The sequence below is a fragment of the Fimbriimonas sp. LA-C6 genome (assembly GCF_055398105.1).
Window position 1 is genome coordinate 3,231,820 of sequence record NZ_AP038796.1, and the last position, 24,349, is coordinate 3,256,168.

Consider the following 24,349-nt stretch of genomic DNA (forward strand, 5'->3'; position numbering starts at 1 on the left):
CGAAAGAAAATCGACCCTAAAGTCGAATCCACTGACGTAGCTTCGCAAACTTCTTCTCGCCAATTCCCTTAACCTCCATCAGGTCCTCTGGTGCCTTGAACAATCCAACCTGAGTTCGGTAATCAATGATCCGCTGAGCAATCACCGGCCCAATGCCAGGCAGAGTTTCAAGTTGCTCCAGCGAAGCAGTGTTAGGGTTAATCGGTCCCGAAGGTGCCGCCTTCGGCTCGCGACCTGAATGCTTGGGTTCGGATGAGTCAACAGGAGCCTCTACCCTTGGCTCCGATTCGATTTCTCCCTGGATCTCCTTAGCAGGCGGTTTCTCAACATGCGGAGCCACCTTCCGCTCCACTCTCGAAACCTTTATCACCTCTTCATGAGGGACAGCAATCGGCTTGACAGAAATCTGCTCATCCACAGGCGGCTTCACGGGTTCAGAAGAAACAACCGGCGCATCCTTCTCAACCTGAATCACCACTGGCCCCGGCTGCCGAAGCCGACTGGACCCGACAAACCCAAGCCCAAATAGCGCGAGCGACGCCAAACCAGCGAGTGCCCACTTCTGATTCGGCGGCAGATGCTCAATCATACTTCGGTAATCATAGCCCCGATCAGCTCTACTTGGGAAGCCCAGACTCAAGCAATGCGTGCCGCCAACCGCGAACACTCACATAACAGCCCGGCGCACCAATGGCCTGCAAAAACCGCTCCAAAATCAAAGCTCCAATGTGAAGACTTTTCTCACGCCCAGGCTCCATACCCACAATATTCCGCCGCTGCTCATCAGTCAGAGGCATCATCGAACCCACAGCCTCACTGATCTCCCCAAAACTCAAAAGCTGCCCATTCACCTTCTCAGGCTCCCAAGTAGTCATCTTCTCGCGAATAGTGATCAAGTTCGTCCCAGTCGCACCCAGAACAATCGCAACCCCCGCCTCCCGGCGCGAATAGCACATCCCAATCTGCTCATCAATCTCCTGAACAGCGTTCAAAAGATCACTCGGCCCCGGCGACTCCGCATGCAAAACGCCACCCTTCAACGCAAGCGTCCCAATCGCAAAGCTCTTCCGAAACTTCGTATCCCAACCATGAGAAGTGCGCTGAGCAGTCACCAACTCCGTACTCTGACCGCCCACGTCAATAATAGATAGCCGTTCAAAGCTGGAAAACACAGGATCATTAGCCACAGCCTGAAACCCAAGCTCAGCCTCTTGCTCACCACTAAGGATAAAAACAGGAGTCCCTTGCTGCTTGCAACGGTTCAAGAAGTCCTGCGCATTCGTCGCAATCCGAGCAGCCATCGTCACGGCCGCTTCAGTCGAAGAAGCACCCAATTCAGTCGCCTTCCGAAACGCATCCGAAAGCGCCACCAACGTGTGCTGGATCCCTTCCTCACCCAACAGCCCCGAAGCTTTTGTGCCTGCTCCCAAAGCGGTTACAGCCGCAGACTCATGAATTTGAACCCATCCCTCAGATGTGAGCTCCTCTACAACAAGAAGAACTGAGTTGGACCCAACGTCGATAACGGCTTTACGCATTGCCCCAAAATGGTACCGGTTCCCATGCAACAGATGGGCAAAGTTCGGCTATGCTACCGAACGATGGCGAAGTTGTTGGGAATCGATATTGGAACGTCCGGCTGTAAAGTCCTGATGATCAACGAGAAAGGCGAAGTGCTAAAACAAGCCTCCGCCGAATACCCCATCTCGGTCCCCCACCCCATGTGGTCCGAACAGAATCCAGAAGACTGGTGGAGCGGAGTCACAAAATGCATAGCTGAACTGGGCGAAACAGAGGTCGATGCCATCGGAGTCACCGGCCAAATGCACGGCGCCGTCTTCCTCGACGAGAACGATCAAGTAATCCGCCCAGCCATCCTCTGGAACGACCAGCGAACCGTCGCCGAGTGTGCCGAAATCGATGCAACCGTGGGGGCAGCCCGTGTAAGAGAGATCACCTGCAACCCGCCCCTAACCGGCTTCCAAGCCCCCAAACTCCTCTGGCTCCGAAACAACGAACCAGAAAACTACGCAAAGGTTCGCTCGCTGCTCCTCCCCAAAGACTACATCCGGTTCAAACTCACCGGAGTCAAAGCCACCGAAGTGAGCGACGCCAGCGGAACAGGCATCTTCGATGTCAAAAACCGAACCTGGTCCGCAGAAATGCTCCAGAAACTCAATATCGATCCCCAAATACTCCCAACAAGCTTTGAATCCGACGAAGTCTCAGCCAAAACCACCAACGTCGCCGGACTGAAAGCAGGAATCCCAGTAGTGGGCGGCGGGGGAGACCAGGCAGCTGCAGCCGTAGGCACAGGGGCAGTAGTCCCGGGAGTCATCAGCGTCAGCCTCGGAACCAGCGGAGTTGTCTTCACCGCCATCGATGAATGCGACTACGACAAAAACGGAGCAGCTCACACCTTCTGCCACGCCAACCGCAAATGGCACGTCATGGGCGTCATGCTCTCCTGCGGCGGTGCCCTCAGATGGTATCGAGACACCCTCGGAGCAGGGAAGGACTACAACACGCTCAGTTCAGAAGCAGAAAAAGTCGAACCGGGTTCTGGCGGCCTCATGTTCCTGCCCTACCTCACCGGCGAGCGCTGCCCTCACAACGATCCCTACGCAAGAGGCGTCTTCGCTGGAATCTCGCTGGGCCACACGCACGCAAACTTCAGTCGAGCCGTATTCGAAGGCATCAGCTTCGGCCTTCTCGACGGAATGAACCTGCTTCGAGGCCTGGGTGCCTCGGCGACAGAAATTAGAGTCACAAGCGGAGGCGCAAAGAGCCGCTTCTGGGTGCAAATGCTGGCCGACATGTTCGAAGTCCCTTGCGTAACCCTTGTCAGTGATGAAGGACCAGCGATGGGCTCTGCCATCCTGGCAGGAGTTGGAATCGGAATTTGGCCCAACGTACAAGCCGCTTGCCAGCAAGTTATCCACAAAAAAGAGGAAATTCGACCCTCCGGGACCGATTACAAGCCCTTCTTTGCGAGGTATCAGCAACTTTATTCGCAAACCCGCGACTGGAACGTATCATAAAGGTCATAATCGATTGCTCGATAACTGGCTTATCATGTCCGAAAGGATGTGAATAAATCAGGTAGCATCGTGTGCATCCTTCGCGGAGCCTAGTCACTACTATCCATGACTGTCGACCAGAACCAGACGCCATTGGGTGAGGAAGAAGCCCAGCAAGCGGAAAAAACCGCCGTGCCGGCGTCCGACTCTCCTATCGCGGCTACTACAGAAGCCGTTGAATCTTCCCCTGTTACGCCCAGCGAACCAGAGGTGACCCCCGTCACAGCTGAAGCTGAGCCCACTCCTGCTGCTGTTGAACCTTCAACTCCAGCCCGACCAGCCAAAGCCGAAGGCGCAGAGCCTAACGACATGGACCTCTTCGAAACGTACATGAGTGCGATGGATCGAGGAGAGAGCCCTGAAGCTGCTATCGGTAGCGGATACAAGCCGCTCCAAAAGGGTGACCGTATTGAAGCCACGGTCATTCAAGTAGATAAGGACCGTGTTTTCGTTAACCTCGGTGGTAAAGCTGAGGGCATCATCCCTCTCGGCGAGTTGAGCGAGCAAAACCTCGAAACCGCTGAGGGTCTCTTCAACATCGGCGATAAGATCAACGTTGTTGTGCTTCGAACCGAAGGCGCTGAGGGTAACCCCATCGTCTCCAAGAAACGAGCAGACTTCGAAGAGGCATGGGATCGACTAGAAGAAGCTTTCAAGACCCAGGAAAGTATCACAGCCCAGGTTGTTGATCGAGTCAAGGGTGGTCTTGTGGTCGACGTCGGCGTACGAGGCTTCGTTCCTGCAACTCACGTTGGATCTGGCAAACTCCGAAACATCGAGAAGTTTGTAGGCAACCCACTTCAACTGAAGGTCATCGAAATTGACGTTCAGAGAAAGAAGGTCGTCCTCTCCAACCGACAAGCAGAAGAAGAGCGAAGAACCGCGGCCAAGGAAGGAATCTTCAGCGCTGTAAAGCCTGGTGATCGCCTCACAGGTACCGTTCGACGACTCACCGACTACGGCGCATTCGTGGACCTAGGCGGCGTGGATGGACTTCTCCACATTTCCGAAATGAGTTGGGCTCGTATCAACCATCCAAAGGAAATGTTCAAGGAAGGACAGAAGATCGAAGTCATGGTTTTGCGGCTTGACCAAGGCGCAGGCAAGATTTCTCTTGGACACCGACAGGTCCTTCCAGACCCCTGGAACCTTATCAAGCAGAACTATAAAGTTGGTCAAAACCTTACGGTTAACATCAGCCGAATCGTTCAGAGCGGTGCATTCATCCGACTTCCTGAAGGCGCTGAGGCATTCATGCCTGTCAGCGAAATGTCCTACCGACGCATCAAGCGTCCTCAAGACGTTGTCGAAGAGAATCAGGATGTCGAATGTCAAATCATCGATCTCCGACCTGAAGAGCGACGCATGGTACTCAGCATGCGAGCCATCGGCGGCGGCGGCGAACTTCGCCCAGGTGCTACCGAAGCTCCAGGCGGCAGCTACGATGACGAAATGCGACGCGGTAAGGACTTCAAGGGCGGCAAGAAAGGCGCCAAGAAGGGCCGTGGTCCTGGTGGAAGAGACGTTGAAGAAGACTTTGAAGAGTCAATCGGTCGACGTGGCTTCGCAACCGGCGGCGCTACCATCGGCGAAAGAATTGCAGCTCTCAAGGGCTTCTTGAATCGCGATGACGACGACGACGCAGAAGACGAGAAGACAGAAGAAGAAAAGACCGAAGAATAAGGTCTCAGATTCTGTTCAATAGAAAAGAGCGGACTTTGCATTCATTGCAAGGTCCGCTCTCTTTGTTTACAGAAGGCACACAATATGAGAATTGCGATCACGGGTGGCATAGCAGAAGGGAAGAGCACGGTCCTCAATATCCTCCGTGAAATGCGCTTCTCAGTGGCCTCTGCAGACGAAATCTCCCGCACCCTCTTCAAGACTGAGGAAGTCAATCATAAGATTGCCCAGCTCCTGGGAGTCCCCGCGCCCGTAGATCCAGCATTTGTACGGGATCAAATGTTAAATTCTCATACATCACGTCGAGCCATCAATCGACTGCTGCACAAACCGATCACAGAATTTCTTGCAAACAGCCACGCCGACTTCGAAGAAGTACCTTTGTTATTTGAAGCCTGTCTAAATAGTAACTATGATCAGATTTGGGTCGTCACTTGCGGCAAGGAAGAGCAGCAAAGACGTCTTTTGGCCCGATATGGACCCGATTTCCCCATTGACAAGGTCCTTTCAGTACAGCTAAATTCAACAGTTCGCGCGGCATTTGCCGATAGAATTATCCGAACTAACATGAGTTTTGAAACCGTCAAGACAGTGCTATCGACAGCGGTGGATAGCATTCGCGTTTGACACGTTGCGCACATGTGTGATTGGTGCTATACTCAGCGCGATTTGCTGGGAATAGGTTCATTTATTGAGCCCGTTTTCAGCCAAGCCGCAAGGCATTGGAGGGTTGTTGATCGAAGCGATGTATTCAGCCGTGTTGCGTTTGTCTGCACGTCCGGCAAAAAGCGTCTTAGAGGCGTTGTTTCTTCGTGGATCGGTATCACGACCTAAGGGTAAAACCCCTAACCTAAAAAGGATTGAGAAGGAGGACGCGTCATAGTGAGGCGGTTCATCACATCGTTAACAGGGAAGGTCGTCAGCCACATGGTCGTTATGGCCCTAGTGCTGCCGTCCATTTCCCTTTCTATGCTCGGCAAGGCACATGCTGGACAAGTTCAGCAGAATCCTCGTTGGGCCGTAACAGAATTTAGAAACTTTAAGTCGCCAGGAACCAAATTCGGAACAGTTGCTTCGGATGCAGTCATTGGTGAACTGACTAAAACAAACAAATACGAAGTCTCCCCTCCGGATTCAGTAAAGCGCGCACTTGAAACGCTTAGCCTTACTGCACCTCTTGAGCAGACAACGAACATTCTTCGCCTCGGCCAAGAGCTTCGCGTCCAAACGATCGTCGCTGGCGATGTTGTTGACTATAAAGTTGACAGCGTAGGTAACGGTCGACAGGCACGTGTTGCTCTCCGTGTTGTAGCGTACGACGTATCGGGTGGCACTCCAGTGAACGGCGCAGTCGTTAAGGGTGAGTCCACAATCCGTCAGGGTAACGCAACCGACGAGACACTCATTACAGACGCGATTCAGCAAGCAGGAAACCTCGCTGTTCAGCAGATGGCAGGCCGAACGCTTCCAATTGGAACCGTTCTAAACACCAACTCGAACAACACCGCCTTAATCAACCAAGGCGCGCGTTCAGGATTTGTCAGCGGGCAGCAAGTGATCCTCACTCGTGCGAATCAGCAAGTGGGAACCGCTATCATCAGTGAAGTTGAGCCAGATAGCTCCACCATCACGATCCAGCGGATCCAGCTTGGTGTAAAGCCAGGCGATAAGGTTCGTGCTGTATTCCCAATTCCAGAGATTGACCCTCGCTCGGCATTCACCCCAGGTGGTGATGTCCATGTAAAGGCCAACAAGCGCGGGAACTCTCAGAATTCCCAGCTGATTACGATTCTCTTGGTCGTTGGTTTGGTTGCAGCGCTCCTCGGAAACGGTAATTCCAACTCAACGAACGCTGCGAAAGAGCTGAAAGTTCAGGCTGATACGGACGAAACTGGGCAGCCTGCAATCCGATTAGACTGGAGCAAGGACGGTTATGCGTTTAATGGTAACAATAACCTAGTTCAGTGGCAGTATTGGAGAAGTGATACAACCGTTTCACCGATCGATATTGCTCCAGGTGGTTCAACCTCTGCGCGAGACACGGTTTCCGGCCACGCGGTCGCAACTTACTACTCGTTCTCAGTAATCGACTATCAAAGCTGCAACAGTGTGTACTCGACCGGCCCTACTGGATCTATCGTAACCACAACTAGTGGTACGACGTCAGGTACCACGTCCGGCACAACTACTGGAACGACCACAGGCACAACCACAGGAACGACCTCTGGAACCACCGGTGGAACAACTGGTCAATTCCCGGTTCAGCTTGGTAGGCCTTACACCTATCAGATCGAGCTAGTCTACAAGGTTCTAAGCAACGACGTTGCCGGAGGTCCTTCGGGAAGCTCAGGTGGAGGAACTACTACGGGTTCAACTACTGGAACGACCTCAGGAACAACCTCGGGTACAACTTCGGGGACCACTTCTGGTACGACCTCCGGCACAACCTCAGGTACGACTTCTGGGTCAACCTCAGGTACCACATCTGGGTCAACCTCAGGTACAACATCTGGTTCAACCTCAGGTTCAACCAGTGGCGGAACATGGTGCTTCTTCATCAGCACCCGCACCAGCTCCCGTGGTACGGCAACGGCCCTGCCTTTGCCAGTGTTGAATACGCCAGATGACAATGCGCAGATAATTCAAAATCAGCCGTTTACTTTCATTGGAAGTGCACGTCAGTGGTCGATCGATGCTGAATATGTCGTTCAGTTTTCGGTAAGCCCAGATTTTCCGAAGGATAGTGCTCAGACCTACACGTACCCGACAAAGGTTCGAAGGTCAGGTGCAGGTTCCTCTGCCACTGTGGTAACAGCGGGAACAATCGATCCAAACAGCAGCGCATTTCCTTCAAGGATACGCAGTGCAACTGTCGTTTACTGGCGTGTTGGCGCTAGGAACTTCACTGATGTCCCAGGTCCAGTTCCAGATCCTTCAACAGGTCTTCGATATGCGTTCAGCGCACGCAGAAGCTTCAAGAAGGGCGTAACATTGCCTTCGACTCCTGGTCAATAATTTGGAGAAACATTAGATCAAACGCTCTCCTGCCTCCGTCTAAATTAGGATGGGGGCAGGTGCCCCGCTTTGAAAGGACGCAAAATGAATAGCACTCTTTCTAAGGCATTAGTTGCCTCTCTTCTCAGCGCTGGATGCGTTGTGCCGGCCCTTGCACAGTGGGACTACGATCCCAACTGTATCGATCCCACTCTGACAACCAGCCCATTTAGCACCGCCTACAATGCTCGGGAAGTTCATACGCCGATGTTTGCAGCTGCTTTGGGGGGTTGGGGTACTTGCGCATACAAGTTCTGTACACCAGGTGAGCCCACAGGATCGACGCTCGTAGTAGCGGGTCGAATCGGATTCGGAGCAGGATCCATTGGGTCCATTCAGGATGACTTAGCAGGCACGGTGGTGGATAACCACATGTCATTCACTCACGGCTTCAATACTCTGGACGATCCCAATTTGGTTTGGGCCCCAGACATCGTTCCCACGGCTGGAGCATGGAGCTATGCAACCGTTTATGCAATCGATTCAACTGGTAAAAGCGACCATACAGTTTTTGGCGCCGACGACTTAAATCTTTGCTACACAGGCCTCAGTAATCGCTATATGGTTGGTTCTACCACGATGACGGTCTCGGGCGTATCTGTCCTGGCCACGGTGGAAATTGACGTAATCGGCGATGCTGCACGTGTTGACTGGAAGTTGCAAAATCTTTCAGCAGCACCAGCCCAACTCGGTTTGTGGTTCGGTCAATGGGTGTCAATTCGCGATGGTAACTGGAACCCTAAGCGGTACACATTCGAAAACGGAAGCTCAACTTTTTCTCAGCCCTATATCACTGTGCCGGGACACAAGCCGATCATCTCAGGCCAAAGGTTTAACCGGCTAACTGATCCTCAGAATTTCCCTAACTATCTAAACTTCACCGGAGGGAGAGCCGCTGGGCAGGGCTTCCAGGTAGTGATGGGACCCACGCCCAACACCACAGACGAAAACCTTGTGAGTGATCAGACGCCAGTCGACGAGTTTGTGGTCGGAAGTCAAGGCGGTATTATGGGTGACGTCCGTGGAAGCGTCAAAACACCGGTTTATGGCGACACTTTCATCCCAGACGTTGCAATAGCTCCGAACGTTGCCTACCTTCAAAAGTGGTTGCCAACACCGGTAGCTCCCGGCGATTTCAGAGAAATCACGACGTATTACCGATCTACATGGGGTGACTCGAACTACCAAAACGGCTATGCCGCAGTTGTCGACACACCGAAGGTGCTGAATGTTAGCTCAGGCACCGCAACACCAAACCCGTTCACCATCAAGGTATCTATTGACAACACGGGTGGCTTCGGTGTCGTGAATAACGAAGTTGCAATGCAGAACGTGAAAGTTAGCTTGCAGCTACCTACAGGAATGACCGTTGTTGGCGGATCGACCGACCAGTACATCAGTCAAATACCAGGCGGCAAGATTGGTGAGGTGTCATTCCAAGTCCAGGTTGACCCAACTTCTGTCGGTGACATGAATTACACCGTAGTAATTACGCCAACTCCAGGTACCGTCAAGAAAATTAACGGCACGATCAACATCCCCGCAAGCCCAACGGTGCGATTCACCAGCGGAGCAAATCTTGTTGCATCCCCATGGATCTTTGCAGATCGATCGTGGGAAGCCATTCTTAGTCCATACGTTCTGAACCAAGACTTCCAGGCATATGATTGGGAACCAGTTACCGGACAGTACATTCCTTCAACAGGTGCAGCTAGAGGAACTGGATCTTGGATCGTATTCCCCAATACCATAGATCCAGGATTTGTTACCCTTCAAGGAAGTCCAACGCAACCAACGGATACCTTCCCACCTGATTCAAATGGTCTGGGAGGAGGAGCACCAAGCATTCAGCTCAAACGAGGTTGGAACCTGATTGGAAATCCGTACAATTACTCCTTCTCACTAGGTCAGTTGATCGGTGTTCGAAGCAACACCACTGCCACATCGAGCTACGTTGATCTAGTTAACCAAGGTGCGATCAGCGGTACGTTCAACTACTATAACCCTGATACCCACGCGTATGACCTGATCCAAGGTGCGCAGAGCAAGCTAGCCCCGAACAACGGATACTGGCTCTACTGCAACGAGGATCTTACTCTCTCGTTCCCGCCGATCTACGACCTGTTCACCAGATCTGCATCGGCTCCTACCACGTTCCGACAAAACGTAAACCAGTATCGAATCCAGGTCGCTGCGAAAACAGCCACCGTTAACGATGCTGCAAACTACGCCGGAATCACGCGGGACTACCGAATGGTGAATCAGTACACCAGCCGCAAGTCTCCAGCCGCACCCACATCGGACGCCGTCCGCTCCTTCTTCGTTGAAGGAACTCGAGGATCAACAACTGAGCTCGCTCAAGTTCTTCGCTCCTCAAGAGGCCGACAGTCGTTCATGTACAACGTCTGGACTCGAAAGGCTGAGAACGTGACTGTAAGCGTTCCAAACCTCAACGAACTGCCAAGAAATCTCGATATCCGAATCGTAGATCTCGCAACAGGTCGAAGCGTGGATGGCCGACGCGGTAAGTACACCTTCACCTCCAGAGCCCAATCCACCAAGAACCTTCGAATCGATGTCACCCCAATCGGTGGCGCCGTTCAAAGAATTGGTGCAGTGGTCGCAAACACCACCGGAACGGGCAGTCTACGAAACGTCGAGATCGACTACTACCTCGCCATCCCAGGTCTCACCTCCATGAGACTTCTCAAGAACGGCAAAGAAGTAGCTCAGATCGCAGTCGACCACGACTCAGTCGCCGGTAAGAACGTCCTCCACTGGGGCGGCGTCCTCTCTAGCGGACCAGCAGTTGGAACCTACCAACTCGAGATCTCTTCAACAGGCGACTCAGGTGAAGTCGCGAAGAAGATCGTCAACGTAGCGTTCCCTAGATAAGAACAACCATCAGGGGACGAGCCATAAGCTCGTCCCCTCTCAATTTCTCTCTGTGTGTCCTCCATGGCTCTCCGACTCAGAACTCTCTCTGCATTAGCAGCGCTTCTAGCGTTTAGCCAAGCCTACGCCGACCAAACCCTGGTGAAAATCTCGGCGTTCCCGACCGCCAGCGTCTCAGACGGTCGCAGCACCATCGCGGTATCAGCAGAACTCAGATACTCCGACGGACGCCTACTCCCAGACGGCACCCCAGTTTCGTTCTCCACCACCCTCGGAAGCTTTCGCGAATCAGTCGTCAAATCAGTCGGAGGCGTTGCAAGAGCAACCCTCGTCGCAGGCGGCATTCCGGGCCTAGCAAAAGTTACCGCCACAGTCGAAAGTGGAGGCTCCGTTCCAACCATCTTCGAGTACCGCTTCGTAGGCAGCAAAGAAGAACTGTCCTCCATGCGCGAGTACATCGAACTCGTAGCCCCTGGCTACATGCAGTACGCCAACGACTCAAAAACAGTCGCCGCCGCCGGCCCCAACCGAGGAGTCAGCCTCAGATACCGAGAAATAGAAATCAAAGCAGACGACCTCCAGCTCTCCATCCCAACCTACACGGTCAGAGCCAGAAAAGCCCGCCTCATCATCGGCAAAGTCGAGCGCGATTTCGAAGAACTTAATATCCGACTCGACGAACGACACGGCTTCGGTACCACCACGTTCAAAACCCTTAGACCCGACGTGATCGCCCCCTCAGACCTCGGCATCGTCATGCTCAAAGAGGTGTCGGATGGCAAATTTGAAATTCCAAAACCCGAAGATCGATTCGGTTACGTAGAGCTAGATCACGATCGCATCATCCCGCTCACCGCACCAGCCAACCAAGCGCTGTTCGAGTTCGACGATCTCAGCGGATCTCCCAGTTCAGTCTCCGCCAAGAAAGCCGTCATCTTTCCCCGCAAAGAAGTCCAATTCCAACGCGCAGAAATCTACGTAGGCAACAACAAGGTCATGAAGATGCCCCTCTTCGTGGTCGGACTCTACAACACCAGCGAACTAGTCACCAGTGAGTTCGTCTCCGTAGTAGACAACCAACTCTCCCTCAACTATCCCTACTACCTCTCACTCAAACCGGGACTAACAAGCCTATTCCGCTTTAGAACCGGAGAGAGAGTAGGCCGCGGCTCCTCGTCCAGCCGTGGAGCCTTCCTCGACTACGAACTCAACTGGAACAGAGGCGACGACATGGACGGAGGCCTCACCATCGGAGGAATCGGCCGCCAAGACTTCTCGATGGCCGCCAAGCAATACCTGCGCTTCGACGACCGCTCCAACATGTTCGCCCAGATCGAAATGCCCACAACGCAATCGATCTTCGGAAGTGCATCCGTAAGCCGTCAGTTCACAGGCTTCCAGACATCTTTCAACGCGGGCCTCACGAAGTCCCTCAATGGAATCAACTACCAATCCAGCAACTTTGGATTCACTGCCGAGAAAGACCCGACCAAAATTGGACGCCTCCCCATGCGACTGTTCTACGGTCTCACCGCCAGCCAGTCCACAAACCGATTCCCCCTAACGGTCACCAACGCAAACGGTGAAACAACAACATCGATGACGACCCAAGTCCAGCGTGCAGCCGGACTTACCACGCGTCTCCAAACAGACTCGCTACCGCTTGATAAGTTGAGCAATATCAACGCCTCCATCACGGCAAGCAAACTCTACGGAAGCAACGTCACATCGGGAGTCGGCGTAGCAGCAACCGTCACCATGTCCCGCAGGCTCAGCAATGCCGCCTCGGTCCTCTTCACCTACAACTACACCCACGACGGCTTTAACGAGAACTACCTAGGTAAACACAAACTCAACGCCCAGTTCTCCTACAACAAAGGCAAGCTCGGTTCCTCCCTGTTCGCAACAAAGTCGCTCGACAAAGAGCAGAGAAGCCTCTACGGTGACCTAAGATACGATCTCTCCGACAAATGGAGACTATCTTACTTCTACACCCTAGATCACTATGTAGGCAGCTCCTACCTAGACTACACCTACGCATTCTCCTACCGAATCGGCTGGCGCGAAGTCGGACTAACCTGGTCATACCGAACCAAGCGTATCGGGGTACAGTTGCTCGGTGCGAGCTTCTAAGACGGCATTCGTCGTGTTGGCCTGCCTAGTAGTGCTGACACCTGCTCAGTCTCAAGGCTTCGGGCGCTTTGGATATAACAAGCTTGGGAACCTCCCCGGCTTAGAGGTCGATTCAACCGGATTCAAGGTGAAGCACGACTTCGCAGACCGATTCACTTTCGCCAAACCCAGCTCGCTCTTCCGGAACGTCCAAACCACCGCGCTAGAACAAACTATCCAACTAGTCGGCGGCGAAAACCAACCAGCCAAAATTCGCTACAGCCTCCTATCCAACAGCTTAGACCTCTATTTCCCTAAAGGCTTCAGCCTAAAACTACACACCGCAGGCGCGCCCTACCTAAGCTGGAGCCAAGGCACAGTAGCCAACGGAGTCCCCACTCCAGACCTCCCGTGGTGCCTACTCTCCTTCCAAAGCCCACAACCTCCCATTGTCCTCGGGTTCGCCGGAAAGAAAGCCAGCCTCATGGTCACCGGAAAAGCAGGCAACTGGAGCCTAGATAGCAAGAAGTACACAGGCTGGGTCCGAGTGATGCTCCCAACCGGCACAGAAGCCGAAGTAGCCAACACAGCCAGCTCCCTAGGCAAATTGGCAAAACGAGCCCAGAAATTCTCCGACATCTGGTCCGCTCCCGCTCCCACCATCCTCAAACAGGAAACGATCCCAGACGACCTCGGCATAACCGTCACCTGGACCTACAGCGGCCCAGGAGCCATGGTCCCGCCCGCCTCCAGACTAGCCGAGCTAGGCGGCTACCCCATGCGCGTCCTCAGCCCCTTCCGAGCACTTGCAGCAACCACCGAAAAGCTCCCCGTCGAATACGCAGTCGGGAACAGGCTCTCCATGAGGTTCCCAACACGCAGGGCTCAACCTGGAAGGGCACTAGGAGTCGGACCTTACACCACCACCCCAATCGGATCAGCATCCCCCATAGATCCTCCATCCGTATCCGAACTCGCCCTCGAATGCCTCCTCAGCCGCGCGGACAACGCCACCCTGAAGCAAGCAGACGACACCGTCACCGAGTACCTCTCCCAAGCCACCTACAAAAAAGAACCCAACACAGAGCAGATCCTCCCGTTCGATGCCGACGGAGTAGGTCTTGATGTACTCAGCGCCGAATCGCTCCTTCAGCAAGCACTCCTCCTTGGCCGTGGCTCCCAAGAAGCAAATGCCCTCCTCACCTCCAGCCTCCAGCGCTTCGACCCCTGGACCTGGACTCTCTGGGCAAAGGATCCAACAATCAAGCGCCGGTCAGCCTCCCTAACAGCGCTCGCCGCCGCGCTCTCTCAAGACCCATCTGTCAGGCTTTCAGGAGCAATGCTTCAAGCCGGATTAGCGGCAGAAAAAGGCGCAGAAATCAAAGCCAAACGTCTAGGAGAACCCTCCCACCTGGAAACACTCATCGAGCCACTCTATAGCGTGCGCCAAGGCTTCTATGCCCTCGCCGCCATTGAGGCGAAAGACGACGCCTACTCGGTCCTCCTCGGAAGCCCGCTAAGAGTCCAGACCAACACATCACTAGCCCTCTCCGCCGCAAAAGACAGCTACTCGTTGGAGTGGTCGGCCCTGGAAGCCAAGCCGTCTCAGCTAAACCTAGTCCTACCCAAAGGTTTTGAACTCGAACCCCTTCTCAATCTTCCAAGGTTCGAGTTCAGTCTCATCGGAACCGTCGTCGAGCTAGCCTACACACCCGAAAGTCTTGGCCTGTGCCGAGTCAAACTCAAGGTTCCTGCACAACCTGCGTTGCCGAGGTCTGCAGATCCCCCGCGCTACTCGGAGACTCCTCGCTAACATCCAAGTCGATGTTGTAGTGCAACCCAATATTCTTAGGCCGAGACAAAGCGCCATCCACCACGTGCCGAGCCGCAATCAAAAGATTGTAAGTCTCCTGGGAATACTGGGAATAAGGTGCCACCGGATGCTTCATGTACTCCGCTAACAACGACTCAATCTTCGCCGAAGTGGCACGTAACCCCTCAAAGCTCCGCACAATGCCCACATTCTCAGTCATCGAATGCTGCATAGCCCGACGAATACGAATCGCCGCTGCCTCAGGAATCGACTTCACCTCGTCCACCACGTCAAATCGCTCACGCGTCTGAAGCTCACTCACCTCAGCAGCGGCAGTGGCAAAGATAATCGCTTCCAAAAGACTGTTACTGGCCAGGCGATTAGCGCCATGCACCCCAGTCGAAGCAACCTCCCCAGCAGCATAAAGCCCAGGGATGCTCGTCCGACCCGCCAAGTCCGTCACAACGCCGCCACAAGAATAGTGCTGAGCAGGGACCACAGGAATCCAATCCTTCTCCATCTCAATACCAATCGTGGTCAGCTTTTCATAAATGGTGGGGAACTCGTGAAGCAGTTGCTCCTTCGGAATGTGCGTGGTGTCCAAATACACGCACCAAGTCTCGTGCTTCTTAATTTCAGCCTCAATCGCACGAGCCACCACGTCCCGAGGTGCCAACTCCAACCGCTCATCGTAGTCGTACATAAACCGACGGCCATGATGGTTCCGCAAAGTCCCGCCCGCACCCCGAACCGCCTCCGTTATCAAGAAGCTGCGCTTCTGAGGGTGATACAGCGTTGTCGGGTGGAACTGCATAAACTCCATCCCCACAATCTCCGCCCCAGCACGAGAAGCAAGTGCAATCCCATCAGCAGTAGCCACCCGCGGGTTAGTCGTATGCTGATACATCTTCCCACAGCCGCCGGTAGCAAGCATCACGCTGCCCGACAAGAAGTGTCGTTCGCCCAAAGCCTCAATATTGGCCTTGACACCCACACAAACCCCGTCAGACATCAACAAAGAAGTCGCAAAGGCATGAGGGAAAATCGTGATGTTCGGATGGCCCTTCACCGCAGCAACCATCGCACGCTCCACTTCCCAACCCGTCTTGTCAGCGTGGTGAACAATCCGATTACGACTGTGTCCACCCTCACGGCCTAGAGCGAGATCGTCCCCATCCTGGTCAAACCGGGTCCCGATGTCCTGAAGAACCTGAATCGCCTTCTGAGCGTTCTGAACCAGGAACCGAACCGCATGCTCGTCACACAGGCCAGCGCCAGCAATCAGCGTGTCCTTCTCATGCAGCTTCCAAGAGTCCGCCTCACCAACGGCCGCCGCAATCCCACCCTGTGCCCAACTCGTATTCGAGTCTGTAACTTCGCCCTTAGTCAGAACACATACAGTGCCCCGCTCAGCCACCTTCAAAGCGTAAGCCAAGCCCGCAAGCCCGCTCCCAACGACGAGAAAATCCGATCGACTACATTCCATTATTGAGAGTTGTTGACTCCTTGTCGGTCAAGGCGCAAAGCCACGTCCTTCGCAATACTAGGCACCAACACACGAATCTTCCCATCGTTCTTCACATGAATCGTCTGTGTGGACAAAACTTTGCCCTGCCACGTATCCCAAATCTGTACCTTCCAATCACCCGACGCAATTCCCTGAAGCCCAAACACCACCGGCGGGGAAGGGGCAATCACCCGCTTCTTCACAGCAATATTTCTCCAGTTTCTTCCTTCTACGCGTAACCAAGCAATCGCGATGTTGTTTCCAGTAATTGCCCAAGCCTGCACAGGCGGCTTATAAGTAGAAACCACACCCTTAAACCGGTAACTCAGCGTCAGCCAGTCCGTCCCTCGGTTCTCCACAGTAACCGTATGACGACCTTTCGGAATCGTCACGCTGTACTTGGTCCCAATCTTCAGCACCTTGTGCTCACTATTAGAAGCCGGACTAGGAAACTCCTTAGAGGCAACCTGCCGGCCGTCTACCTTAATGGTCAGCCCAGCCCCGCCATATCCCGAGACCTCATCCACCTCAACCTCAAGCGCACTGCTTCTAGCCAGGTTCAACTTAAAAGCAACCGGGTTGTGCAACTCAGGATGATTGGTAAGGCCATGCAAAATCCCAGCCGGATAGTCGCCTTCATATCGTCCATCCGCAACAGTCACAACCTGAGGTTGCATCCCCGGACCCTTATTCCAACTCACCGGCCCCCGATCAAACACGATGTCCTTAAATCGCGGCTTCGGCTTCGCATCAACGGAAGCAAGAGTGGCATCCGCCTGCCGGAACTCCTCAGCCGCCCAGTCAATGCCCTGAGCAAAATCCGCTGCGGCCCCAAACAGCCGATACAGATTCTTAGGCTCAGTCAAACTGTCCCACCACCAAGGCATAGCCGATCCGCTCGCACCCGTCGCAAAGCTCATCCAAATCGGATCGTGAATCTGCAACCCTTCCGGATCATCCTCAGCCCGTGGTCCACTAGCATCCGCCCCAACCTCTCCAAAGAAGTGAGCCTTGCCCCACCCAGCCTTTCGAGACTGCTGTAAAGCCACCTGCGCACCAGGATCGGCACTCCCATAATGGTGGGTCTGGATGAAGTCCAACTCCTCCACCAAGTCAATCGTCCGGTCGCCCATGCTGTCCGAGAGACTGGTCGTCATCATGTGGTCGTACACGTCCAGCTTCTTCAAACTCTTACTCATCAACTGATGCCAATCGCGCACCGTCGTAGGCGAGTAATCCCCCGTTAGATCAACCTCGTTCCAAAACTCCCAAGCTAGTAAATGGGAGTTAGCCCCATACCGAGCCACCAAGTACCGCAGCCGATCCTCATACAACTTGAGCATCTCAGGCTTTGACCAATAGTCCGTCCATATCCGCAACGGCCCCCCGTTGTCGGAGTTGTGAGGCGTCTTGTCCCAGTAAGGGTAAGCGTCCTTCTCTCGTAAAATGTTATATGACTCAAGGCAAAGCTGAAGGTAAATGCCGTTCTTCTCAGCCAACCCAAAAACGTAATCCAGCTTCCACAAGTTAGCCAGATCGAACTGCCCCATGCCCTTGCCTTCAGCAGCCGACCCGGTCCGCTCCATCGCAAAAGTCACATAGTCAGGCGATAGCCAAAGCCGGGCAAAATTCGCCTTCTGCTTCCCAAACGCCCCCAACCACTTATCGTAGTCGTAAGTCCCGTTAGCCCCAGCCCAGCACACGTTGGACCCAATCGGATAGTAACTGCTCCCGTTGTCAAACGCAAAGTAACGCCGATCCTTAGGACTCAAACGAACAAAACCAGGAGCCGAACCCTGAACAGCCTGAAAAGTCGTATCAAGCGTCTTACTTCCAGACTTATCCTTGAAACTCACTCTCAGCTTGTACTCGCCAACCTCAGTCGGACAAACGCGCAGCCTCCACTCAGGATCACCCACTCGTTCAACGCTCTCAGCCTTCCCGTCACTCTTACGCTTGTAACCCTGATACAAAAAGCCAGGAATCTCCAGCGACTTTCCAGATGGGAAGGTCAGCTTACAGTCCAACCGAACGTCAGAGGAGTCAAAAGGATTCGAATAGGTCCCATCAGCGTCCACCCGGAACTCAATAGGCTCATTCGTACGGCCCCCAGAAAGGAGCTTCACCGAAGAAAGGGAAAGGGGCGCACTATGCGCATAAGGGGTAACAATCTGCTTCTGAAAAGACCAGGCAACCAACGGGAAAATCATAGTGGTAGCTCAATGTCTTTGTACCCGTCCCACAAAGCAAAGGTTTCGAATTTATGCAAATACCCAAAGGGGCAAGTGCCGACATATCAAAGTCGGCACTCAACAATCTCTTAGCGTCGCTCGTGAAGGTCGCGACCAGCAAGAGCCTTGAACGCATCGAAGGGAATGAACAACACACCATTTCGGTCCACATAAGCCGGCCCAAGAATCTGGCGTCGCTGGCCATTAAATCGATAGTAGTTTCGGTGACGCTCAACTTCAACACGATCGCCACGCAAAGTAATCGAAATATAACGACCATCATCGGATCGCTCAAACCGAGCGCCAATCACATCAGCCATCTTGCGAGCAGGCACAACCACAACCGCATTCGACTTAAAAGGAGCCTCGTCGCGAGCAAAAGTCACTTCACGGTCGCGATACACAATGCGAGGTCCGCCGTTGTTCCATTGACCGCTGTTTCCGTTATCCCAGCCGCCACCGCGACCGTCGCTCACTCGGCCATTAGTGACAGCCCTGAAAAGCTCCATAGGCACAAACAGCACCCCATGTCGCTCCTCGGAGGACAAACTCATCCCAACAAGGCGCTGGTTGATGCGATAGTTTCGATGCCCCTTGTCGTACTGAACCTCGTTATTGCGCCAGCGCAAATAGATTCGCTTGCCATCCGCCGTACGGTCCGTGGTGCCACCGATGCGAGAACCCATCGCTCGGAAAGGCAACATCGCAGTGCCGCCGCGCATATAAATAGCCTCGTCCCCGCTGAAAGAAACTCTCTGGCCGTCGTAATAGACACTCGAACGGTCGCGATCATTCCAATGGCGATCATCCTGAGCGGAAGCCTGTGAAGTCAATACACAAGCCAAACCAGATACAAGAAGAGTGTTTCTCCAAAAAGCTACTGTTTTCATATTCATATCGACTCCGTTCAATGAACTCACTCAAGTATGTAAGAACATCTGTCTGCCGTCGTTACAACTTGGACGAACGAACCGAGAATATTGTTTTGGAGGTCCTAGGCATGAACCCGGTGGAAAGCCTTCAACCACCGGGCCATACATATGAAAGAACGAACTTAGTTCCAGCCGTTCTGGCAACCCTGGAAGTTCTCGCTTGGGTCGTGATCCGCGTTGTACCGGCAAGGATTCTTCGAAACCTGTGGCAAGCCACCGCCTGGGCTTCCTGCCTTAGTTGGGGTCTTGATGTAAGTCTCCCACTTCACGTGACCGTCGCAGAACAGATAGGTGTTTCCGCCAGCGTAAGGAATTCCTGCGTGAGCAGCATTGAAACAAGGTGAGTTCGTCGCACCTGGAGTGTTAGGAGGAGACATCGCTTCCAACTGCATGCTCATTCGAGGCAACTCGCCCGAGTTAGCCATGAAGAACGTATCAGCCACGTTAACGACCGAGCTAGCTCCACGACCCTGGTGTACAGACCACACAGTAACATCAACCGTCTTACCGTTCAGACTGCCCTGAATAACCTGGCCCTTGTTGGAAGGAGTAAATCCAGCATTCTGGATACCCGTACCGTCCATCCAGCCAGCACCCTTGTTGATACCAAAGCCCCAAACATAGGTCTCACCAGTCGGGTTGTCTCGACCGCCAGCCCACATCTCATAGTCGCCATAAGCGTCACCGCTCTTACAAACGGTCGCCAAAGATGCAGCCGAAACAGTCTTGTTTGGCTCCATAACGATGGCAAGATTCTTCATGTAGGGCTGAACCCAGAACGATGCGTCGCCAGGAAAACCGCGAGCCCAAGAGCTCACGTACACGTCGTCATTGTCACCCATGTACATGAAGTGAGCCAGACCCTGCTGCTTAGCGTTGGAAACAGAAGCGCTCTTCTTCGCAGCAGTCTTTGCCTGAGCAAAAACAGGGAACAGAATTGCAGCCAAAATCGCGATGATGGCGATCACGACGAGAAGCTCAATGAGCGTAAATGCCTTGCGAATATGATTCATGGAAAGGGACACCTGCCACTCACCATTGTCTTGCAACGGACTGTTAAGCAACGACTCGTTACCAGAATATGGGACAGTCCAAAAGACCCAGCACCGCAATTCCGCGAAACAAACCCCTGACACATCTTACAGATTTCTCAAATATCTGATAAACAAGGTTGTGTGTAAACAGAACCTTAAAAACAGAGGGCTATTCTAGGAGTGATTCGGCCCAAACCGAACCTCAAAACAGCACCATAACGGAGTGGAATCGTCAGCAAGGAAGCATGCTCAAAAACCTGAAGTGAAGGACACAAAGCGCAAATGAACCTTGCCAACGATTCTGGGTTGGGCACGAGCATCAAACTGCTCCGAAACAAACGGGGCATCTCCATACGCCAAATGGCCGACCAATCCGGCGTCGGACGCTCCACGCTCAGCAGATGGGAAGCAGACGCATGCACCCCCAGCGTCCCAGAACTGGACCGCCTCCTCGCTGCCCTCAACACCACACCCGAAGATCGAGTCGAGCTCCTATCCAAACTCAACTCAACCCAGGCCAAAAAAGCACTCAAAGACTCCACAGCCATCACCGAAGTTCACGGCACCTTCCTACGAGCACTCCGCCTAAGACAAAACCTCTCCCAACAACGCGTCGCCGAACTCTGCCTAGTCAGAACAGCCACCGTCAGCCGATGGGAAAACGGCGAACGATCCCTGCCGCTAGACAAGTTCCTCGACATCACCTCAGCCCTAGGCGCAACCCCAGAAGAGATCCAAGCGCTCGAATCAGTCAACACGGTCCTAAAAACCGAATTCGACTCCCTAGACGCCATCGAGCAAAAAGTCCAAGACCTCCGCTCCCGAATCGCCTTCGGTGAATACCACCTCATCGACCTCCAATTCATCCTCATGCAGTCCGCCCTCTGGCCCAAAGCCCTCCGGAGCGAAGCAGCCAAAGAACTGCTCATCGTCACCCGAGCTGCCTACGCCGAATGGCTCATGTGGTGGTGGAGAATCGAAGAAGCCCACCGCTGCATCCAACCCCACATCTCAGAGGTCAACAAATACCGCTCCCTTCCGGTTTGGGGAAGAATCTACCGTTGCTCAGGCATCTACAACCAAGAAGTCCTCAAAGTCGAACCCAAAAAATTGGGCCACAACCTAGCCTCAACCCTAGAGATCCTAGAAGGCCAACCCAGTGAAGCCTTCGTCCAAAGAGAACTCTCCGGCCTTTACCTTCAGTGCGGAAACCCCACCCAAGCCGTAACCACCCTCAACCAAAGCCGCAACAAACAAAGCGGGGAAGACCCCACCACACACGCCCTCTGCTGTGACCTCTCCGAATCCTCCATCGCGCTCAAAGAAGGCAAATTCGACCGCGCCCACACCCTAATGCCCACCACCCCCACCACGGACCACTACCTAAACGTATGCCGTGCCTGCGTAACCTCAGAAATCGCCGTCAAAGAAAAACAAATCAACCTAGCCCAAGCCACCCTACTAAAAGCCCACTCCCAAGTCCACGGCAAAGGCCTCTGGCACTTCGAAGCCGAACTAACCAAATCCCTCCAAGCCCTCCAACCCTCCAGTCCGCCACCTTTCCTTTCGTCCACGAGAGGACAAGGCATGGGATAGGAGAGGCCTGCCAACCTGCACCGACCTAAATAGAGGGCGGATAGGAAAACTCGGACGCTCTACGGGACAATCCAGTTAGAATGAGCGGTCCCCCGAGATCACTGACAACTGAGGATCCGTGCGGCAAACCTACAGTTCTGCACGTTCTCTGATAGTCTCAAGTGTCAATTTCAGCTGCTCCAAATGCGCCGTCGGTATCCCCTTGATGATGCGATGATGCTCCTCCAACATCACCCGGTTCAACTCGGGCAAGCGTTCACAGCACTCCTCCGTAAGTTGAAAGACAAACGAGCGCCGGTCTGTAGGGTGCATTTCGCGCCGCACAATTCCGTCGCGCTCCATTCGTCCCAACAGCTCCGTCATGCTTGGCTGGGTCATGGGAATCAGTTCAAGCAACTCCTTTTGCGTCTTGGGAGAGTCGAACAGTACGCGAAGGATCGGGAGTTGTGCCACTCCAAAGCCGAACGGTTTGAGAACCACTTCCATTCTCCGCATAAGGACCCGCGAGGTGTGGTTCACCCAATAGGTCGCAAACATGGTCGGATCAAAAATATCCATAGAAAAACCGATGCTAAGAATATATCGCATCCTATATAATATTTATATAGGCACCTATGATTGCGATTATTGGAGCAGGCCCCGGTGGGCTAATGCTCGCCCGAATGCTCACTCTCGACAACATCCCTTGCCAGATTCTGGAAGCGGACCCCACCCCCACTGCTCGTTGGCAGGGAGGTCTTCTCAACATCAACGACGGATCGGGGATGAATGCGATCTGCGCCGCTGGACTCTCTGATCAGGTTCAGGCAGCGGCATTTCGCGACGGAGACGCGGTGAGGATCGTTAGCCGAAATGCGAAGATCCTACTGGACGTGCCTGGGAACGGGACTCGTCCAGAGGTTGAACGCAGTGTTCTCCGGCAGATCCTCCTCGACTCCCTACCGCCGGACATCATCAAGTGGGACCACAAAGTCGCCTCGATCTCCGTGGGCGAATCCGGCCACCAGGTGCATTGCGTTAACGGCGCAACCATCGAAGCCACACTCCTAGTGGGGGCCGATGGCGCATGGTCCAAGGTTCGGCCGCTCCTCACGCCGGTGGTTCCCGCGTACACGGGCGTGACCTTTATTGAATTGCACTTCTCTGAACTCTCCGTCAAGTGCCCCATCACGGATCGGATCGTTGGGAACGGGATGCTGTTTTGTCCCAATGAGACAGTTGCCTTGGTCGGTCACCGACACCAAGACGACAGTGCCGAACTGAGTCTTGTGGTTCAGACTTCCCACAAGCTCGACGTCGCCGCTCTGGACCGGCGGATATTAAAGTCAAAAATTAAGGACTGGCACCCCGACTTCTCTACGCTGATCGACGAATGCGATAGCTGGACCGTCCGCCCTCTATACGCGCTTCCGGTTGGTACATCTTGGCAAAGCAAGCCCACCGTGACGCTCCTCGGCGATGCGGCCCACCTGATGTCGCCGTTCGCGGGAGAAGGCGTGAACCTCGCCCTCACCGATGGTCACGCACTGGCAATGGCAATCAGGCAGGAACCTGACATGGCATCTGCCATTGCGATGTACGAACAGCAGATGTACGCCACCAGCGAAGAACCTGCCAGATCCGCAAAGGAATCCCTCGACCTTTTCCTCGCCCCAGGAGGATTGGAGTCCTATGTCGAGCTCTTCAGCACGAGATTCAAATAGTGCGTCGCTGGCAACGGGCGTTCCCAGGGCAGGGGGCCTTAGGAAGTTGTTGAGGTCTCCGGCTTCTAAGCCCGACTTGGCTCGACGCTATTTTCCAAAGTAGAAGAGGAGTTCCCTGGCCAATGTTAGGATGGTTAGCAGGATGAGGATGCTCTGAAATGCAGTTGTGCGCGGTTCCGGGAACCTCGTACCGAGGATTTAGGCAGTGAGGAGGAAGCACAGCGGGAGCGTCGCCGGAATCCGAGTGCCATTGCCTAAGGCGAGGAGGGTGTCGAAAACGGTGACTACTGCGAGCGCCATGAGCAGCAGGATAAGAGCGGGGTCTGGTCGCTTCATGGGTGAGTCCTTCTTGATTGCGTGATTAAGAAGAGGTAGCCGAATACGGCGGTGCCAAAAAACTGTGCTCCGAAGGAAACCAGTGAAGCTAATTGAATGGATCGAGCCAGCCCAGGATTTATTTGGATAGGTCGTTTGTTCGCCAGTAGGAAAATCAAGGCGTTGCACATGACCCAGGTAGCCATCAGCTGATCCCCTGGAACGGTCTAACCAGAGGTGCGGTGTAGTTCGTGGCGTAGAGTTTGCTGGTGGCGATCAAGGATTCAGGGTAGTCCACCAGAATCCTTGTGAGGGTGTCACGGAGCCGGCCGTCTACCAGACCGACTAAGAGCCATAGAGCACTGAGAAGCAAGAAAACGGGCTTTCAGAGTGT

At 53.9% G+C, this 24,349-nt stretch carries 17 protein-coding genes; 9 read left to right on the top strand and 8 right to left on the bottom strand.

The window, feature by feature from the left end; translation table 11 throughout:
- Positions 1–16: 16 nt before the first annotated feature.
- Together ACZ51B_RS15025 and ACZ51B_RS15030 are read right to left on the bottom strand one after the other, a co-directional pair.
- Positions 17–589: a ComEA family DNA-binding protein gene (locus tag ACZ51B_RS15025; RefSeq protein WP_464294152.1), complete on the bottom strand. Its 573-nt coding sequence runs from the start codon at positions 587–589 to the stop codon at positions 17–19.
- 28 nt (positions 590–617) lie between these two features.
- Entirely contained in the window at positions 618–1,538 is a 921-nt protein-coding gene (locus ACZ51B_RS15030) for a Ppx/GppA phosphatase family protein (protein WP_464294153.1), read from the bottom strand.
- 63 nt (positions 1,539–1,601) lie between these two features.
- On the opposite strand from ACZ51B_RS15030, the gene xylB reads away from it, so the two are divergent.
- From xylB to ACZ51B_RS15065, 7 genes are all read left to right on the top strand, one after another.
- Positions 1,602–3,041 (top strand): xylulokinase, encoded by a 1,440-nt coding sequence (xylB, locus tag ACZ51B_RS15035; RefSeq protein ID WP_464294154.1) that lies wholly within the window; start codon positions 1,602–1,604, stop codon positions 3,039–3,041.
- Between the two features lie 105 nt (positions 3,042–3,146).
- Positions 3,147–4,763, top strand: a complete 1,617-nt coding sequence (locus tag ACZ51B_RS15040) for a 30S ribosomal protein S1 (protein ID WP_464294155.1) — start codon at positions 3,147–3,149, stop codon at positions 4,761–4,763.
- Positions 4,764–4,847: 84 nt separating this feature from the next.
- Positions 4,848–5,390 carry a dephospho-CoA kinase gene (gene coaE, locus ACZ51B_RS15045; RefSeq protein WP_464294156.1) on the top strand — a complete coding sequence of 181 codons (543 nt, stop codon included), beginning with the start codon at positions 4,848–4,850 and terminating at the stop codon, positions 5,388–5,390.
- Between the two features lie 255 nt (positions 5,391–5,645).
- Positions 5,646–7,778 carry a hypothetical protein gene (locus tag ACZ51B_RS15050; RefSeq protein ID WP_464294157.1) on the top strand — a complete coding sequence of 711 codons (2,133 nt, stop codon included), beginning with the start codon at positions 5,646–5,648 and terminating at the stop codon, positions 7,776–7,778.
- 84 nt (positions 7,779–7,862) lie between these two features.
- Positions 7,863–10,712 (top strand): COG1470 family protein, encoded by a 2,850-nt coding sequence (locus ACZ51B_RS15055; RefSeq protein WP_464294158.1) that lies wholly within the window; start codon positions 7,863–7,865, stop codon positions 10,710–10,712.
- A 63-nt stretch (positions 10,713–10,775) separates the two neighbouring features.
- Positions 10,776–12,845, top strand: a complete 2,070-nt coding sequence (locus tag ACZ51B_RS15060; RefSeq protein WP_464294159.1) for a hypothetical protein — start codon at positions 10,776–10,778, stop codon at positions 12,843–12,845.
- On the top strand, positions 12,832–14,637 hold the full coding sequence (locus ACZ51B_RS15065) for a hypothetical protein (protein ID WP_464294160.1): 1,806 nt from the start codon (positions 12,832–12,834) through the stop codon (positions 14,635–14,637). The genes ACZ51B_RS15060 and ACZ51B_RS15065 overlap by 14 nt, the downstream gene beginning before the upstream one ends.
- Here ACZ51B_RS15065 and nadB read toward each other — a convergent pair.
- The 4 genes from nadB to ACZ51B_RS15085 all read right to left on the bottom strand — a co-directional run bounded on the left by nadB (position 14,567) and on the right by ACZ51B_RS15085 (position 20,320).
- On the bottom strand, positions 14,567–16,123 hold the full coding sequence (nadB, locus tag ACZ51B_RS15070; protein WP_464294161.1) for an L-aspartate oxidase: 1,557 nt from the start codon (positions 16,121–16,123) through the stop codon (positions 14,567–14,569). The genes ACZ51B_RS15065 and nadB overlap by 71 nt on opposite strands.
- Positions 16,123–18,354 (bottom strand): DUF5060 domain-containing protein, encoded by a 2,232-nt coding sequence (locus ACZ51B_RS15075; RefSeq protein ID WP_464294162.1) that lies wholly within the window; start codon positions 18,352–18,354, stop codon positions 16,123–16,125. The genes nadB and ACZ51B_RS15075 overlap by 1 nt, the downstream gene beginning before the upstream one ends.
- A 110-nt stretch (positions 18,355–18,464) precedes the next feature.
- Positions 18,465–19,265 carry a stalk domain-containing protein gene (locus tag ACZ51B_RS15080; protein ID WP_464294163.1) on the bottom strand — a complete coding sequence of 267 codons (801 nt, stop codon included), beginning with the start codon at positions 19,263–19,265 and terminating at the stop codon, positions 18,465–18,467.
- Positions 19,266–19,429: 164 nt separating this feature from the next.
- On the bottom strand, positions 19,430–20,320 hold the full coding sequence (locus tag ACZ51B_RS15085; protein ID WP_464294164.1) for a prepilin-type N-terminal cleavage/methylation domain-containing protein: 891 nt from the start codon (positions 20,318–20,320) through the stop codon (positions 19,430–19,432).
- 303 nt (positions 20,321–20,623) lie between these two features.
- Between ACZ51B_RS15085 and ACZ51B_RS15090 the strand changes: the two genes are divergently transcribed.
- Positions 20,624–21,937, top strand: a complete 1,314-nt coding sequence (locus tag ACZ51B_RS15090; RefSeq protein WP_464294165.1) for a helix-turn-helix domain-containing protein — start codon at positions 20,624–20,626, stop codon at positions 21,935–21,937.
- A gap of 129 nt (positions 21,938–22,066) precedes the next feature.
- Here ACZ51B_RS15090 and ACZ51B_RS15095 read toward each other — a convergent pair whose 3' ends face one another.
- Positions 22,067–22,525, bottom strand: coding sequence for a MarR family winged helix-turn-helix transcriptional regulator (locus ACZ51B_RS15095; protein ID WP_464294166.1), 459 nt, complete (start codon positions 22,523–22,525; stop codon positions 22,067–22,069).
- 26 nt (positions 22,526–22,551) lie between these two features.
- On the opposite strand from ACZ51B_RS15095, the gene ACZ51B_RS15100 reads away from it, so the two are divergent.
- Positions 22,552–23,640: an FAD-dependent oxidoreductase gene (locus ACZ51B_RS15100; RefSeq protein WP_464294167.1), complete on the top strand. Its 1,089-nt coding sequence runs from the start codon at positions 22,552–22,554 to the stop codon at positions 23,638–23,640.
- Positions 23,641–23,838: 198 nt separating this feature from the next.
- On the opposite strand, the gene ACZ51B_RS15105 is transcribed toward ACZ51B_RS15100, so the two are convergent.
- Positions 23,839–23,976: a hypothetical protein gene (locus ACZ51B_RS15105; protein WP_464294168.1), complete on the bottom strand. Its 138-nt coding sequence runs from the start codon at positions 23,974–23,976 to the stop codon at positions 23,839–23,841.
- Positions 23,977–24,349: the final 373 nt, after the last annotated feature.

Excerpts from the sequence above, each read along its gene's own strand:
- ACZ51B_RS15085 (WP_464294164.1), bottom strand. The coding sequence starts at position 20,320 with ATGAATCATATTCGCAAGGCATTTACGCTCATTGAGCTTCTCGTCGTG.
- ACZ51B_RS15040 (WP_464294155.1), top strand. The coding sequence starts at position 3,147 with ATGACTGTCGACCAGAACCAGACGCCATTGGGTGAGGAAGAAGCCCAG.
- xylB (WP_464294154.1), top strand. The coding sequence starts at position 1,602 with ATGGCGAAGTTGTTGGGAATCGATATTGGAACGTCCGGCTGTAAAGTC.
- ACZ51B_RS15080 (WP_464294163.1), bottom strand. The coding sequence starts at position 19,265 with ATGAAAACAGTAGCTTTTTGGAGAAACACTCTTCTTGTATCTGGTTTG.
- ACZ51B_RS15025 (WP_464294152.1), bottom strand. The coding sequence starts at position 589 with ATGATTGAGCATCTGCCGCCGAATCAGAAGTGGGCACTCGCTGGTTTG.
- ACZ51B_RS15030 (WP_464294153.1), bottom strand. The coding sequence starts at position 1,538 with ATGCGTAAAGCCGTTATCGACGTTGGGTCCAACTCAGTTCTTCTTGTT.
- ACZ51B_RS15055 (WP_464294158.1), top strand. The coding sequence starts at position 7,863 with ATGAATAGCACTCTTTCTAAGGCATTAGTTGCCTCTCTTCTCAGCGCT.
- ACZ51B_RS15095 (WP_464294166.1), bottom strand. The coding sequence starts at position 22,525 with ATGCGATATATTCTTAGCATCGGTTTTTCTATGGATATTTTTGATCCG.
- ACZ51B_RS15105 (WP_464294168.1), bottom strand. The coding sequence starts at position 23,976 with ATGAAGCGACCAGACCCCGCTCTTATCCTGCTGCTCATGGCGCTCGCA.
- ACZ51B_RS15075 (WP_464294162.1), bottom strand. The coding sequence starts at position 18,354 with ATGATTTTCCCGTTGGTTGCCTGGTCTTTTCAGAAGCAGATTGTTACC.
- coaE (WP_464294156.1), top strand. The coding sequence starts at position 4,848 with ATGAGAATTGCGATCACGGGTGGCATAGCAGAAGGGAAGAGCACGGTC.
- nadB (WP_464294161.1), bottom strand. The coding sequence starts at position 16,123 with ATGGAATGTAGTCGATCGGATTTTCTCGTCGTTGGGAGCGGGCTTGCG.
- ACZ51B_RS15100 (WP_464294167.1), top strand. The coding sequence starts at position 22,552 with ATGATTGCGATTATTGGAGCAGGCCCCGGTGGGCTAATGCTCGCCCGA.
- ACZ51B_RS15090 (WP_464294165.1), top strand. The coding sequence starts at position 20,624 with ATGAACCTTGCCAACGATTCTGGGTTGGGCACGAGCATCAAACTGCTC.
- ACZ51B_RS15060 (WP_464294159.1), top strand. The coding sequence starts at position 10,776 with ATGGCTCTCCGACTCAGAACTCTCTCTGCATTAGCAGCGCTTCTAGCG.